General features: G+C 39.2%; 10 protein-coding genes. 5 read left to right on the forward strand and 5 right to left on the reverse strand.

Features of this window, described 5'->3' with window-relative positions; translation table 11 throughout:
- Window positions 1–64: 64 nt before the first annotated feature.
- The 3 genes from rpsA to aroA form a co-directional block, all read right to left on the reverse strand.
- Window positions 65–1,753, reverse strand: coding sequence for a 30S ribosomal protein S1 (rpsA, locus tag SJ2017_RS10805; protein ID WP_276328894.1), 1,689 nt, complete (start codon window positions 1,751–1,753; stop codon window positions 65–67).
- Between the two features lie 92 nt (window positions 1,754–1,845).
- Complete coding sequence (gene cmk / locus SJ2017_RS10810; RefSeq protein WP_055024572.1) at window positions 1,846–2,523, reverse strand: (d)CMP kinase; 678 nt, start codon at window positions 2,521–2,523, stop codon at window positions 1,846–1,848.
- A gap of 181 nt (window positions 2,524–2,704) precedes the next feature.
- Complete coding sequence (gene aroA, locus SJ2017_RS10815; protein ID WP_080915760.1) at window positions 2,705–3,985, reverse strand: 3-phosphoshikimate 1-carboxyvinyltransferase; 1,281 nt, start codon at window positions 3,983–3,985, stop codon at window positions 2,705–2,707.
- Between the two features lie 394 nt (window positions 3,986–4,379).
- Between aroA and SJ2017_RS10820 the strand changes: the two genes are divergently transcribed.
- Window positions 4,380–5,570 carry an amino acid aminotransferase gene (locus SJ2017_RS10820; RefSeq protein WP_080915761.1) on the forward strand — a complete coding sequence of 397 codons (1,191 nt, stop codon included), beginning with the start codon at window positions 4,380–4,382 and terminating at the stop codon, window positions 5,568–5,570.
- A 254-nt stretch (window positions 5,571–5,824) separates the two neighbouring features.
- Here SJ2017_RS10820 and serC read toward each other — a convergent pair whose 3' ends face one another.
- Window positions 5,825–6,916, reverse strand: coding sequence for a 3-phosphoserine/phosphohydroxythreonine transaminase (serC, locus tag SJ2017_RS10825; RefSeq protein WP_080915762.1), 1,092 nt, complete (start codon window positions 6,914–6,916; stop codon window positions 5,825–5,827).
- A gap of 376 nt (window positions 6,917–7,292) precedes the next feature.
- Here serC and SJ2017_RS10830 point away from each other — a divergent pair, with 376 nt between their 5' ends.
- On the forward strand, window positions 7,293–8,444 hold the full coding sequence (locus SJ2017_RS10830; protein WP_080915763.1) for a serine hydrolase domain-containing protein: 1,152 nt from the start codon (window positions 7,293–7,295) through the stop codon (window positions 8,442–8,444).
- Between the two features lie 107 nt (window positions 8,445–8,551).
- On the opposite strand, the gene gyrA is transcribed toward SJ2017_RS10830, so the two are convergent.
- Window positions 8,552–11,233, reverse strand: a complete 2,682-nt coding sequence (gene gyrA, locus SJ2017_RS10835) for a DNA gyrase subunit A (protein WP_080915764.1) — start codon at window positions 11,231–11,233, stop codon at window positions 8,552–8,554.
- A 355-nt stretch (window positions 11,234–11,588) separates the two neighbouring features.
- Here gyrA and ubiG point away from each other — a divergent pair, with 355 nt between their 5' ends.
- The 3 genes from ubiG to nrdA all read left to right on the forward strand — a co-directional run bounded on the left by ubiG (window position 11,589) and on the right by nrdA (window position 16,332).
- On the forward strand, window positions 11,589–12,314 hold the full coding sequence (gene ubiG / locus SJ2017_RS10840; protein ID WP_080917461.1) for a bifunctional 2-polyprenyl-6-hydroxyphenol methylase/3-demethylubiquinol 3-O-methyltransferase UbiG: 726 nt from the start codon (window positions 11,589–11,591) through the stop codon (window positions 12,312–12,314).
- Window positions 12,315–12,565: 251 nt separating this feature from the next.
- Window positions 12,566–13,237: an HAD family hydrolase gene (locus SJ2017_RS10845; RefSeq protein WP_080915765.1), complete on the forward strand. Its 672-nt coding sequence runs from the start codon at window positions 12,566–12,568 to the stop codon at window positions 13,235–13,237.
- A gap of 806 nt (window positions 13,238–14,043) precedes the next feature.
- Entirely contained in the window at window positions 14,044–16,332 is a 2,289-nt protein-coding gene (nrdA, locus tag SJ2017_RS10850; RefSeq protein ID WP_080915766.1) for a class 1a ribonucleoside-diphosphate reductase subunit alpha, read from the forward strand.
- The last annotated feature ends 40 nt before the right edge of the window (window positions 16,333–16,372 follow it).

A 16,372-nucleotide genomic window follows, 5' to 3' on the forward strand; every position in this document is an offset into this window, starting at 1 on the left:
TATCAAGCCAAACACAGTCGCCTAAAGGGAAACACCAGGTGTTTCCCACACTACAGGCGATTTATTACTTACGAGCTGCTTTAAACGCTTCAGCCATAGCATTACTAATAACAGCATCATCTTGCTTGTTAATAGTTGCCATTGCTTCTTTCTCATCTGCTTCATCTTTCGCACGGATAGATAAGCTGATAGAACGGTTCTTACGATCTACGCCCATGAACTTAGATTCAACTTTGTCACCTACAGAGAATACTGTAGATGCGTCTTCGATACGCTCGCGAGAGATATCTGCAACGCGAAGGTAACCTTCAACAGTTTCAGCTAGTTCAATTGTAACGCCTTTAGCGTCAACAGCAGTAACTACACCATTTACAATAGTACCTTTCTTCTTGTCTGCCAAGTAAGCATTGAAAGGATCGTCTTCAGTTTGCTTAACGCCTAAGCTGATACGCTCACGCTCAGGGTCAACAGAAAGAACTACTGCGTGGATTTCGTCACCTTTCTTGCACTCAGATACAGCGTCTTCGCCAGTACCGTTCCAAGAAATGTCAGATAAGTGAACAAGACCGTCGATGCCACCGTCAAGACCAATGAAGATACCAAAGTCAGTGATAGACTTGATCTTACCAGAAACTTTATCGCCCTTGTTGAAACGAGTAGCGAAATCATCCCATGGGTTAGTCTTACATTGCTTAAGACCTAGAGAAATACGACGACGTTCTTCATCGATGTCTAGAACTAGAACTTCTACTTCATCACCTAAGTTAACAACTTTAGATGGGTGGATGTTCTTGTTAGTCCAATCCATTTCAGAAACGTGAACAAGACCTTCAACGCCTTCTTCGATTTCAACGAAACAACCGTAGTCAGTTAAGTTCGTTACGCGACCAGTTAAACGTGTGTTTTCTGGGTAGCGCTTGCTGATTTCTAACCATGGATCTTCGCCAAGTTGCTTAAGACCTAGTGATACACGAGTACGCTCACGGTCATACTTAAGAACTTTAACGTTGATTTCGTCACCAACATTAACGATTTCAGATGGGTGCTTAACACGCTTCCAAGCCATATCAGTGATATGTAGAAGACCGTCAACGCCACCTAAGTCTACGAATGCACCGTAGTCAGTAAGGTTCTTAACGATACCTTTAACTGCTTGACCTTCTTGAAGGTTCTCAAGAAGAGCATCACGTTCTGCACTGCTTTCTGATTCGATAACAGCACGACGAGAAACAACAACGTTGTTACGCTTCTGGTCAAGTTTGATAACTTTGAATTCTAATTCTTTGTACTCTAGGTGAGCAGTATCGCGAACTGGGCGAACGTCTACTAGAGAACCTGGTAAGAAGGCACGGATACCGTTTAATTCAACAGTGAAACCACCTTTAACTTTACCATTGATGATACCGATTACTGTTTCAGCATCTTCATAAGCTTTTTCTAGAACAATCCAAGCTTCGTGACGTTTCGCTTTCTCACGAGATAATTGAGTTTCACCGAAACCGTCTTCAACAGAGTCAAGTGCAACATCAACTTCGTCGCCAACAGCGATTTCTAAAACACCTTGAGCGTTTTTGAATTCGTCAGCAGAAATTGGGCTTTCAGACTTAAGACCAGCGTCAACTAGTACAGTACCGTTTTCGATGCGAACAACTACACCACGTACGATAGAACCAGGACGGAACTCAAGTTCATTTAGGGATTGTTCAAATAGATCAGCAAAAGATTCAGTCATTTTATGATTACTTTCTTTTATAAACCACCATCCATCCTAGATGTGGAGTCAATTAATTTATTTACATCATCCGTGATATAAATGTTGTTTCATAACTTCTCAGAATTAAGAAATTACGTTAAGTTTTTATTGATGTGTTCAAGCACTAGCTCAAGCACTTCATTAATACCTATGCCACTAGTATCAATCACTAGCGCATCATCCGCAGGCACTAAAGGCGAGACTGAACGATTAATATCGCGGTCATCACGTTCAATGATTTCAGATAAAAGGCGATCGATATTAACATCGAACCCCTTGTCCTGCAACTGTTTATAGCGACGCTGCGCCCTTTCCTCTGCTGATGCAGTAAGGAAGATTTTGGCTGGTGCATTAGGAAAAACGACGGTTCCCATGTCACGGCCATCAGCTACTAATCCAGGTTCAGCACTAAAAGCACGTTGGCGTCTAAGTAGTGCTTCTCTAACACGTGGAAAAGCGGCTATCTTAGAAGCTGCATTACCACATTCTTGAGTACGAATACTGGTTGATACATCTTCGCCTTCTAAAATGACTTTCACTAAATCATTTCCGGCTAAAAACTGCACGTCTAAATGAGAAGCTAACAAGGTAATGGCTTCTTCATTTTCTAATTCAACATCGTGATGAATGGCTGCAAGGGCTAAAACACGATAAATAGCGCCGCTATCTAGTAAATGCCAATCTAATCGTTCAGCAACGAGTTGGCATATTGTCCCTTTTCCTGCACCGCTTGGTCCGTCGATTGTGACTACTGGAGCACGTTCAGACATAAATTCCTCCGAAAAAAAAACAATCTTCCATGAATGTAAAAAAGGTTCATCAAAATGAGCGGGCGGCATTGTATAACAATTTGAACCAAAAAACTGGAGAATTTTGTAAGTTCATAAAGAAGATCATAACAACGGCAGTTAATTGACTGCCGTCATTATTTTTATGCTTGGTAAGATAAAATTAGCAAGCTAAACGTGCGAACTCACTGAAATAAGTCGGGAAGGTTTTAGAAGTACAATCAGGATCGTTAATCGTAATTCCACAAGGCGCAAAGGCCATCATTGAAAAACACATCGCCATACGATGGTCGTTATAGGTATCGATATCAGCAGTATTCAATTCAGCAGGAGGCGTGACTGAAATATAATCATGACCCTCTTCTACTGTTGCTCCAACCTTTCTAAGTTCTGTAGCCATAGCTGCTAAACGATCGGTTTCTTTAATACGCCAATTGTAAATATTGGTTATTTTGGTTGTACCTTCTGCAAATAATGCCGCTGTTGCAATTGTCATTGCAGCATCAGGAATATGATTCATATCTAAATCAACCGCAGTTAGTTTCGCTTGACGTGAAATAATATAATCATCACCCCACTCGATATCAGCGCCCATTTTCTCAAGGACATCTGCAAATTTGACATCACCTTGTATGCTTAATTTACCAACACCTGTTACTTTGACTTCACCGCCTTGAATCGCACCAGCAGCAAGAAAATAAGATGCCGATGAAGCGTCACCTTCAACTAACACTTTACCTGGTGATACATATTGCTGGCCGGATTTAATTTCAAATCTGCGGTAGTCGTGGTTTATGACTTCAACCCCAAATTGAGCCATTAAGGCTATAGTGATATCAATATACGGTTTAGAAACTAATTCACCTTTAATATTAATATTGACTGAGTCTTTAGTTAATGGGGCAACCATGAGTAATGCAGTTAAGAACTGGCTCGACAAATCGCCAGCTATCTCAACTTCTCCACCATTTAATCCATCAGCATTAATGGTTAAAGGTGGAAAACCATCATTTTTTAAATAAGTCACATTAGCGCCTAATTGACGCAGAGAATCAACCAAATCGCCAATTGGTCTTTCTTCCATTCTCGGCTCACCTGTTAATGTAAATTCCCCTGAACCAAGTGTTAACGCTGCGCAAAGCGGTCTCATTGCTGTACCAGCATTACCTAAAAATAGCGTTTCAGCTTGCTTTGCAGTGATAGGGTTTCCTAAACCTTCAAGTTCGCAAACGGTATTATTATCTGATAACTCATATTGAACGCCTAGCTGTTTAAGCGAGGCTAACATGTATCGAATATCATCAGAGTCCAGTAAATTCGTTAAGGTTGTTTTACCTTTAGCGAGAGTAGCCAATAGTAAGGCTCTGTTAGAGATACTTTTTGAGCCTGGAATGTTAACAACACCACTAACTTTTTCTACGGGTTCAAGACGCAACTGTTTCATGAAAAATTCTTCTTAAATGAGTTCTAGCAAAATGCAAGAATGGATATGATTAAAGACAAAGCGACGTCTATGTCAATTTATCTATACGATTCTGATTGATAGTTAGATAATAATTATTCTTGACTACAAATTTACTCATTGCAGCCCACGATACAAGGGCTTTTAATAAAAAAATGACGGATTTATGTCGAACTTGAATAAAATGAATGAAAAAACCACTATTTTACTTACTGATTTAGCTTAAATGACAAAAATTAACCTTGCACTGTAAACCTTCATTTAGAAAAACAGTTAATTTTAAAATTAGTTATTTTTTTACATTTCAATCCGCAATTAAACCACGTTATCCTAAAGCGAATCCTACCATTATTTGATATTTATAAGGTCAATGACCATGCTCAAAACATTAACAGCCATGCCAGCAGATCCAATTCTTGGTTTGCTGACACAATATCGACAAGACTCTCACCCACAAAAAATCGACTTAGGTGTTGGCGTTTATAAAGATCCTGCTGGCCATACGCCCATTTTAGACTGCGTAAAAATAGCAGAGCAACAACGCACAGACACCGAAACAACCAAAGTCTATATCGGCCCTACAGGCTCTGAAAACTTTAATCAGTTAATGTCTGAACTTGCATTCGGACAAACCCACCCCGCTTTACTCGCTAATCGTGTAAAAACGGTTTCCACACCAGGTGGCACTGGCGCATTAAGAGTTGCAGCTGAGTTTATTAAAAGCTGTAAACCAAATGTTGTTATTTGGGTAAGCGACCCAACATGGGCAAATCATACTGGATTGTTTGAAGCTGCAGGCTTAACAGTTAACACGTATCCTTATTACGATTACGATACTAAAACCTTAAAATTTGATGAAATGAAGGCAGCACTTAGTCAAATTGGTCCGGATGATTTCGTTTTACTTCATGCCTGTTGCCATAACCCTAGTGGTATGGATTTATCCACCGAGCAGTGGGATCAAGTCATTGCAATTACTGCAAAACAAGGATTTACTCCATTAATTGATATGGCATATCAAGGCTTTGGGGATGGCGTTGATGAAGATGCTTATGGTGTACGCCAAATGGCTGCTGCAGTAGAGGAAATGATTTTATGTAGCTCTTGCTCTAAAAACTTTGGTCTTTACCGCGAAAGAATTGGGGCGTGTACGCTTGTTGCTGACAATAGCCAAACTGCAAACATCGCTTTTTCTGTGCTTTTGTATGTAGTTCGCTGTATTTACTCAATGCCGCCTGCCCATGGTGCAGCGCTAGTTGAAACCATTCTCGGGACTGCAGAGCTTAAAAAGCAATGGCTAAGTGAACTAACCGTAATGCGTGATCGCATAAACGGTAATCGTCAAATGTTAGTGGATAAGCTAATTGAAAATGGTGTAACACAGGACTTTAGCTTCATTGCCAAACAAAAAGGGATGTTTTCATTCTTGGGTATTAATCCTGCTCAAGTGGAGCAATTGAAACAAGAGCACAGTATCTATATGGTCGATTCAAGCAGAATGAGTATCGCTGGTATTAGCGAATCAAATGTAGATTATCTTGCTAAGTCTATTGCTAAAATTCTGTAAGTTTTCTTTTATTCAGAAATGTAAAAGCGAATTGTTTTCATCAATTCGCTTTTTTTAAGTTTAGACTTTTGGGTTTTTACATTTGGTTAGCCTTACTTGTTAACTTAGCATCATGAATCATGTTTTTAATCAGCTAGCGTAAGGTTAAATCTTACAACTTGATTGCATCTCAAACGAACTGTCATTAATAAAAAAGCCACTCATAAAAGTGGCTTTTTTAAGGCAATGGTTTTATAGGGACGAAAGCTGAGTCATTATTTGTACTGACGTGCAAAAGCTTCCATAAATGTCACTAAGGCTTTTACGCCTTCTAATGGCATTGCATTGTAGATACTGGCACGCATGCCGCCAACAATCCTATGACCTTTTAATGCCACTAAGCCTGCCTGTTCAGCTTGTTTTAAAAATTCACCATCGAGCGAGCTATCCACTAATTGAAAAGTCACATTCATTCGAGAGCGATTATGAATTGCAACCCCATTAGTATAAAATGGATTATTATCAATGCATTGATAAAGTAAGGCTGCTTTTTGCTTATTAAGGGCCTCCATAGCTTTAACGCCCCCTTGCGCAGATAACCAATCAAACACTTCAGCAGCAAGGTACCATGCAAATGTTGGTGGGGTATTAAACATTGAGTCATTCGCTTGTGCGACTGAGTAATCCATTATTGATGATTGAGTTAGACTCGGTAATTTCAACATATCATCACGTACAATCACAATTGATAAACCTGATGGACCGATATTTTTTTGTGCACCAGCATAGATAACCGCGTATTTACTGACATCGATATCACGTGACATTATGGTTGATGATAAGTCGACAACTACAGGCCATGGACTGTCTAAGTCATCAAATATTTCAATTCCATCTACGGTTTCATTGGCACAATAATGAACGTAACGATAATCACCATCCAGTTTATGTAAGTCAGGCAAGACCACTTGATTTAAGCCATCTTGTTTTTCGACAATGTTGATTTGATCAATGTTGTTTTCACCGACTATCTTGACGGCTTCTTTTACCGCAGCCGAAGACCATTGTCCATTAACTAGATAGAGCGCTTTACCGTTGTCACCAAGAAAATTGTTAACCACACTAGTAAATTGCCCTCTTCCACCGCCATGCATAAACAGAACATGATAGTTAGAAGGTATGTTCATTAGTTCACGTAATGTTTTTTCAGCATGCTGAGTCAGGGCAATAAATTCTTTACTTCGGTGGCTTATTTCCATCACGGACACGCCAAGACCATTCCAATTAATTAATTCTTGCTGAGCTTTTTGCATCACAGCTTGAGGTAACATGGCAGGTCCGGCACAAAAATTGAAAATATCGCTCACAGCAGTATCCTTTATCGTTTGATGGTAAAACTTTCTTTTTATAGCAATTTGATATGCAGTATATAGCAACTGTTTGCTTGCTAAAATGAAAAAAAATCATTTAAATTTTGTATTAGAAACTTGTTTATATAAACTTGAACTGAATTAACTTTTTGTACACTTTTTTTGATAGAATTCACTGCTGTTTTTAATTTTTATGTACTTACTGAGCTGACCTTAAAATCAAACTCAATGAATAAATAAAAATTGATAACGGGTAAACCACTTATGATTACACAAGCGTAATCACAAATAAGTCAGTAAAATATGGTCTTAGTAATAAACTGAGACTGTAACAATAATGAATAATCCGTTTTAACGGAAATTGGATCGATTGATGTATTTAAAACCCTTTTTGCTGTTTGGCACTGTAACAATTGCCAGTATCTGCTCACAAGCCAATGCAAAACAATCTGACTACATAACCGTCGCAGATCAGTTTAAACAACACTTTCACCAGCAATTGAAGCAAAGCAAGGTACCTGGTGGGGCCTTCGTTATTGTTGAGGGAAATGAAGTTTTATCATTAAGTACCTTCGGAAAACGTAAAAAAGGTGGCAAACTCAATGTAAATCAAGACACTGTTTTTCGTTTGGCATCTGTATCAAAAACCTTCGCCGGTACCTTAGCGAGTATGTTAGTCAATGAGCGAAAGCTAAGCTGGCAACAACCTATTGTTAAGTACTTACCAGAATTCACCCTCGCCAATAAAGCTAACGCTGAAGAAATAACCTTAGCGCATGTAATTGGTCAAAGTACCGGTTTGATGCCTAATAGTTACGATAATTTAATTAATGCCAATGTTAAAATGGACAAAATTATCAACAAGCTCTCTGAGCTAACCCCAATGTGTAGCCCCGGAGTTTGTTATGGCTATCAGAACGTAGCATTTTCATTTATTGAAACGGCCATAGAGCAGCAATCTGGAATGGCTTATGAAGATTTATTGCAACAAAAGATTTTTTCGCCTCTAGATATGAATACTGCAACAGTCGGCTATGATGCTTTCATGGCAAGAGAGAACCGCGCTGAACCTCATGTAAAAACAAAATCGGGTTTTCGTAAAGTCACGGTAAAGCCTAATTACTATAAATTACCATCCGCTGCAGGAGTCAATGCCAGTATCAATGACATATCGAAATGGCTAATTGCCAATTTAGGTGAGAATCCTGGTGTCATTTCAAACAGTGTGATTAAAGATGTCACGACGCCAGGCGTTAGAACAACCAAAGAGTTACGCCGCCGTGACTGGCGAGCACACCTTGATAATGCACATTACGGTAAAGGCTGGCGAGTATATGAATTTGAAGGCCGTCCATTAATTTATCATGCTGGTTGGGTCGCAGGTTACGTTGCAGAAATATCCTACTCACCCGAGTTGAATATTGGTATGGCGATGTTGTTAAACGGTGAATCAAGAGTGATTGCTAAATTAAGCTCTACCTTTTGGAAAAATGCTTTCGAACAAGCGAATAAAAATAAATCTTAGTGCGTAACTCGCCCTATCCACCTGCTATCTTTATAAACATCCAAGCGTAAAAAAGGATGCCATTTGGCATCCTTTTTTGTATCACACTATCAGAATGTTATTGGTGATTAAGCATCTGATTCTGGTGTAGCTGAATCGTCAGCAGCACTCGTTTCAATGCTCTCAACGGTTTCGCCTTCTGCACCTTCTTCGATTTGCTCATCTTCTTCAATTTCATCAAGACGCTGCAAGCCAACCACTTTCTCATCGTCAGCTGTTCGAATAATGGTGACACCTTGCGTGTTACGACCAATCAGTGAAACACCATTTGAAGGAGTACGTACAAGCGTACCTTTGTTACTAATGAGCATGATTTCTTCTGATTCAGTAACTTGAACTGCGCCAACTACGGCACCATTACGTTCACTGACTTTGATAGAAACAACACCTTTCGTGCCACGACTTTTCGCTGGATACTCTGATAAGTCGGTACGTTTACCGTAACCGTTTTCGGTAACAGTAAGAATTGCGCCTTCTTCTTTCGGAATGATCATGGAAACAACTTTTTGACCATCTTCAAGTTTAATACCGCGAACACCTGTAGCCGTTCGGCCCATTGGACGGATAGCAATTAAGTCTTCACCAGTTTCAGGGTCTTTTTTCACTTCACCCGTTTCTGAATCACGTACTTTTTCGTTGAAGCGAACCACTTTACCTTCGTTAGAGAACAACATAATGTCGTCACTACCGTTAGTAATATCAACGCCAATTAATTGGTCATCATCTTTAAGGTTTACTGCAATAATGCCGTTTGCACGTGGATTACTATATGCAGTCAATGCCGTTTTCTTAACCGTACCGTGCGCTGTTGCCATAACTATAAACTTATCATCAGCGTATTCGCGTACAGGTAAGATAGCAGTAATGCGCTCACCATCAGCAAGAGGTAATAAGTTAATAATTGGACGGCCACGAGCTGTTCGACTTGCAAGTGGTAACTGGTACACTTTAAGCCAGTACATTTTGCCAAAGTCAGAGAAACATAAAATCGTATCGTGAGTATTCGCAACAAGCAGTTTTTCAACGAAATCTTCGTCTTTCACTTTCGTTGCCGCTTTACCCTTACCACCACGACGTTGAGCTTGGTAATCAGTTAGAGGCTGATACTTCGCATATCCCATATGAGATAGCGTTACAACAACATCTTCTTCATTGATCAAGTCTTCAAGACTCATATCAACTTCATTTTGATTAATCACAGTGCGGCGTTCATCACCATACTGCTCAAGCATTTCTTCGAGCTCTTCTTTGATCACTTCCATTAAGCGTTCAGGGCTACGAAGAATGAACAGCAAGCTTGCAATGAACTCAAGTAATTCTTCGTATTCGTTAAGAATTTTCTCGTGCTCAAGGCCTGTTAAGCGATGAAGACGTAGTTCAAGAATGGCTTGCGCTTGTTGCTCAGTTAAATAGTATTTGCCATCGCGGATACCAAAATCTGGTTCTAACCATTCTGGACGAGCTGCATCATCACCAGCTTTTTCTAGCATGCCTTGTACGTGGCCTAGATCCCACCCTTGCTCAACTAATTTCACTTTTGCTTCAGCTGGCGTTGGTGAGTTCTTAATCAGCGCAATAATCGGATCGATATTCGCTAATGCAATCGCAAGTGCTTCAAGGATATGTGCACGGTCACGCGCTTTACGTAATTCAAAAACAGTACGACGAGTAACAACTTCACGGCGATGAAGAATAAAGCACTCAAGCATTTCTTTAAGGTTGAACAATTTAGGCTGACCGTTAGTCAGTGCCACCATGTTGATACCAAAAGAACATTGCATCTGAGTTTGAGCGTATAAGTTGTTCAGAACAACTTCGCCTACTTCACCACGTTTAATCTCAACAACGATACGCATACCGTCTTTGTCAGACTCATCACGTAAACCAGTAATACCTTCAATTTTCTTATCCTTAACAAGCTCAGCGATTTTTTCAATCAAACGTGCTTTGTTAACTTGATAAGGAATTTCGGTAACGATAATACGTTCACGACCGTTATCTTCTTCAATCTCAGCTTTAGAGCGCATGACGGCACGGCCACGACCCGTTTTGTAAGCATCAATAATACCTTTACGGCCATTAATTGTTGCAGCTGTTGGGAAATCAGGTCCTGGAATATGTTCCATTAACTGTTCGATTGAAAGACTTGGTTCAGCAATCAATGCTAAACAGCCATTAATCACTTCAGTGATATTATGAGGCGGGATATTGGTCGCCATACCCACAGCAATACCTGATGAACCATTAATTAATAAGGTTGGTACGCGTGTTGGTAATACTGCTGGAATAAACTCTGTACCATCATAGTTAGGTACAAAATCTACTGTTTCTTTTTCTAAATCGGCTAAAAGTGAATGAGCCAATTTTTCCATACGGATTTCGGTATAACGCATTGCCGCAGCAGAATCACCATCCACTGAACCAAAGTTACCTTGGCCGTCTACAAGCGTATAACGCATTGAGAATGGCTGCGCCAAACGAACGATTGTGTCATATACAGCTGTATCACCATGTGGGTGATACTTACCGATTACGTCACCAACAACACGAGCTGATTTTTTATAAGGCTTATTGTAGTCGTTCTTTAATTCGTTCATTGCGAATAGAACACGACGGTGAACAGGTTTTAACCCGTCACGAACGTCGGGTAATGCACGACCTACGATTACACTCATCGCATAATCTAAATAAGAATTCTTTAGTTCGTCTTCGATGTTAATTGGCGAAATTGATGTTGCCAGATCAGTCATAAACTGCTCGTTCCCCTAAAATTAGCGCACAATAATTATTCCATTTTATTGTGTAGCTCAAAAACGTGATTTGGCATTCTAACACAGATATATAAAGTGGCTAGACCCTAGAACAACAATAAGTGAATGCAAGTGAAAAACTTAATAAAAACAGCGATAATTCCCCTAATTTGATTCGTAAGTTCTACTTTTTAATTTCCTGATATACGTGTTTTGAGAATTAATGTGTTTTTTATCGGCACAGATTGCTGCTTATATAATCAATTGAAAATTAATCTTGTTTTATCTCACTTTGTTTATTGAAACGGATGGTTATAATACCTGCAATAATCATAAATATATTATGGGTCCTGTTATGTCTAATCACGAAAACCAAAATCAACAAAATGTTGATCACCAAGAAATCGAAAAGTTTGCTCAAATGGCACAGTCTTGGTGGGATCCAAATGGTGATTTCAAACCACTACACCAACTTAATCCTTTAAGGTTAAATTATATCGATCAAACTTGCGGCGGATTGTTTGATAAACACGTTATTGATATCGGTTGTGGCGGCGGTATTTTATCTGAGAGCATGGCAAAAGTCGGCGCTAAAGTAACCGGTCTTGATATGGGTGATGCGCAAGTTGAAGTGGCCAAGCTTCATGCGCTCGAAACTGGTATCGATATTCACTATGACACTATGACTGCAGAAGAACACGCTGCTAACAATAGCGAAAAATATGATGTCGTAACGTGTATGGAAATGCTTGAGCACGTACCGGATCCATTATCAGTGATTCGTGCATGCTGCGATATGGTAAAACCAGATGGCTTTGTTTTCTTTTCTACCATTAATAGAAATATGATGTCTTACATACAAGCGATAGTAGGCGCAGAATATGTATTAAAGATGCTGCCTGTTGGTACCCATGATCACAGTAAGTTTATTAAGCCGTCAGAATTAATCAATTTGGTCGATCAAACTGATTTAATCTGTAGAGACGCCTTAGGCATTACTCATAACCCGTTAACAGGTGTGTATAAATATACCAATAAACTTGACGTAAACTATATGATAGCGACTCAAAAAGCTGGATAAATCACACAATTCAGGACATGTCCTTGATTCATAGTTAATGGTTAATGATTAAAGGACATGACCACTTATTGCCTATTAGCAGTGTTCAAAACCAGGCTAGTTGATGTTCTACACTTTTATGTAATGTCATTATTGGTCTGTTTACTTAGCTTGCTTAGTGAACCTATTTATTCGTTTGATTACTTAACCCAATATAACGTGACGTTACTCTTTCCATTATTGATAAACGAATTAAAACCTAAGGTAGTACAATGAATCAAATTAGTGCGACGGATCAGATTAAAGCAGTATTATTTGATTTGGATGGAACCTTGGCTGATACCGCACCAGATCTGGTATATGCATTAAATTTAGCCTTGCAAGAGCGCGAAATCTCCCCTAAGTCCGTCGAAGCACTACGCTATTCAGCTTCACACGGAAGTTTGGCCTTAGTAAATGCTGCTGTACCAGAGTTAAATGAATCAGAGCAAGTAACCATTCAACAGAGTCTGCTTGAACACTATAAAAAAGTGAATGGTCAAAAAGCCTCTTTATTCGAAGGTTTAGCTTCATTTCTCACTTTACTTGAAACAAAAGCAATACCGTTTGGGGTGGTAACAAATAAACAAGCAAAGTTTACTCGTCCGTTAATTGATGCTTTAGGGCTAACTGAACGTTTAACTAGCATCGTTAGTGGCGACTCTACCCTTCACCCTAAACCTCACACTGCCCCTATGTTATTAGCAGCTCAGCAAATTAACTGTGCGCCTGCAAATATATTGTACCTAGGTGATGCTGAGCGAGATCTAGTCGCAGCAAGTAATGCGGGCATGATTGGCGGCACTGCTATGTGGGGATATCTTTCAGACGATGATCAGCCAGAATTATGGCCAAGTAAAATTGTATTTAACACAGTTAACGATTTACTCCAATTTTTTGAATAACAAGAACAACTAAAATAGTACTCTTCATAAATTCAATGCTTACATGTAAATCTTAATGTAATGATGCAAAAGTGATTGGTAAATTGCTGCTTCAAATGTCACAGTTGAAACATCATTGACATGACTCACTTTCGATACATATCAGCAAGCCTTTAATGCTCTCACTATAGAGTTTCTTTACTAACGACTTTTCTGCACTAACGGCATTGCTGTCACTTCACTTTTTATCTCACTGTTCTAAAGATAACAGTAGTCAATTTAGTGCAATGAACTCATCAATGACACTGTACTTTGACTCATAAAGCTAAATGAAAACTCATTTTTCATTTTACATTCAAACATCACAAAAAAATCAAACTATTTTTATATAAAAACAATCGATCGCTGAATATTTTAGCGATCAATCTAATCACGTTAACTGTCTAAAAAAACAACGTCACAAGAAATTCAACGGCTATTTTGCGTTAGCAGGTTAGCTTTTACTAACTTGAATGACTATCCATAAGATATCCACAACTTATTAATTAAAATCCTACTTGCAAATGGTGACCAACCTCACTATCTTGTATGTTAGTTTTTATAAAACACCATATCTTGTGTGTGACATCAATACGAGGCACTAGCGATAAAAGCGCAGTATCTCGCTGTAACACTAGTATTTTTATCAATATTAGTTTGTTAATTGAATTTGGATGATCAACTTACAAGGGACGTATTGTGATTTATTGGCGATCGTAACGTAGTCGATAAAAAAAGATCCAATGAATAAATTACACCAATAAATATCGAATCAAGGCCTCTTTTTAATGAACAGCAATATGACAGTCACTAAACGCAGTGGCGAACGCGAAACAATCGATTTAGATAAGATCCATCGCGTAATCGAGTGGGCAGCCAAAGGCTTAAACAACGTATCAGTTTCAGAAGTAGAATTACGTTCTCACTTACAGTTTTTTGAAGGCATTCCTACAGAGGCTATTCACGAAACAATCATCAAAGCAGCAGCTGACTTAATCTCTCCAGAGTCACCAGATTACCAATTTCTTGCTGCGCGTTTAGCTGTTTTTCATCTGCGTAAAAAAGCCTTCGGTCAATTCGAGCCTCCAAAATTAATTGATCAAGTCAATCGTTTGGTTGAGTTGGGTAAGTACGACAAGCACATTATCGAAGACTACACAGCAGAAGAGTTAACTATCTTAGATAGCTACATCGACCACTGGCGTGACATGGACTTCTCATATGCTGCTGTTAAGCAACTCGAAGGGAAATACCTAGTTCAAAACCGTGTGACTAATGAAATTTACGAAAGTGCACAGTTTCTCTATATCTTGGTAGCTGCTTGCTTATTTGCTAAGTATCCAAAAGAAACACGTCTTGACTACATTAAGCGTTTCTACGATGCCGTATCGACATTTAAAATTTCACTTCCAACGCCAATCATGGCTGGTGTGCGCACCCCTACTCGTCAATTCAGTTCGTGCGTATTAATTGAATGTGACGATAGCCTTGATTCAATTAATGCGACTGCTTCTTCAATTGTAAAATACGTAAGTCAACGTGCGGGTATTGGTATTAACGCAGGCCGTATTCGAGCTTTAGGTAGCCCAATCCGAGGCGGTGAAGCATTCCACACTGGTTGCTTACCGTTTTATAAATATTTCCAAACTGCGGTAAAGTCTTGCTCACAAGGCGGAGTTCGTGGCGGCGCAGCGACATTATTTTACCCATTATGGCACTTAGAGGTTGAATCACTTCTTGTGCTTAAAAATAACCGTGGTGTAGAAGATAACCGTGTTCGTCATTTAGATTACGGCGTGCAATTAAACAAATTGATGTACCAACGCTTAATTAAGTCTGAAAATATTAGCTTATTTAGCCCATCTGATGTACCTGGTTTATACGATGCATTCTTCGCTGACCAAGTAGAGTTTGAGCGCCTATATCTTCAATACGAAGCGGATAGCAGCATTCGTCGTAAAGAGATTAAAGCCGTTGAATTATTTTCATTAATGATGCAAGAACGAGCATCAACTGGCCGAATCTATATTCAAAATGTTGATCACTGTAATACTCATAGTCCATTTGACCCGCAAGTAGCGCCAATTAAACAGTCTAACCTTTGTTTAGAAATCGCTTTACCAACTAAGCCAATGCGTAACATTGAAGATCCTAATGGTGAAATTGCATTATGTACTTTATCAGCGCTTAACTTGGGTGCTATCAAAGACTTATCTGAATTAGAACCGCTTGCAGACCTAGCCGTTCGTGCATTAGATAATTTACTTGATTATCAAGATTACCCAATTATCTCTGCTCAACTGGGTTCTATGAACCGTAGAACGCTAGGTATAGGCGTTATTAACTTCGCAAATTACCTTGCGAAAAATGGCATGAAATATTCTGATGGCTCTGGTAATAACTTAACCCATAAGACGTTTGAAGCGATTCAGTTCTACTTACTTAAAGCTTCTATGAACCTAGCAAAAGAGCAAGGTGCATGTCCTTTATTTAATGAAACGACTTACGCTGAAGGTGTTTTACCAATTGACACATATAAGCGTGATTTAGATAAAATCTGTGATGAACCATTACATATGGATTGGGAAGGATTACGTAGTGACATTAAAACTCACGGCTTACGTAACTCTACTCTATCAGCATTAATGCCATCAGAAACGTCTTCGCAAATTTCTAACGCAACAAATGGCATCGAGCCACCACGTGGCTTAATCAGCGTTAAAGCAAGTAAAGATGGGCAATTAAAGCAAGTTGTTCCTGACTTTGATGAGCTAAAACATCAATATGAATTGCTGTGGAATATGCCAAATAATGATGGTTATTTACAGCTCGTTGGTATCATGCAAAAATTCGTCGACCAAGCAATTTCGGCTAATACTAACTACGATCCAACACGTTTTGACGGTCAAAAAGTACCGATGAAAACCTTGCTGAAAGATCTATTAACAGCCTATAAACTTGGTGTTAAAACACTTTACTATCACAACACCCGTGATGGTGCATCAGATAACCTTGACGACATTACCGTCGTTGAGAAAGAAGATGATGGCTGTGCAGGCGGCGCTTGTAAGATTTAATTCAACAATTTGCATTTAAATGCGGGGACTTATCCCCGCT

It is taken from the genome of Shewanella japonica, from assembly GCF_002075795.1.
Lineage (GTDB): Bacteria > Pseudomonadota > Gammaproteobacteria > Enterobacterales > Shewanellaceae > Shewanella > Shewanella japonica.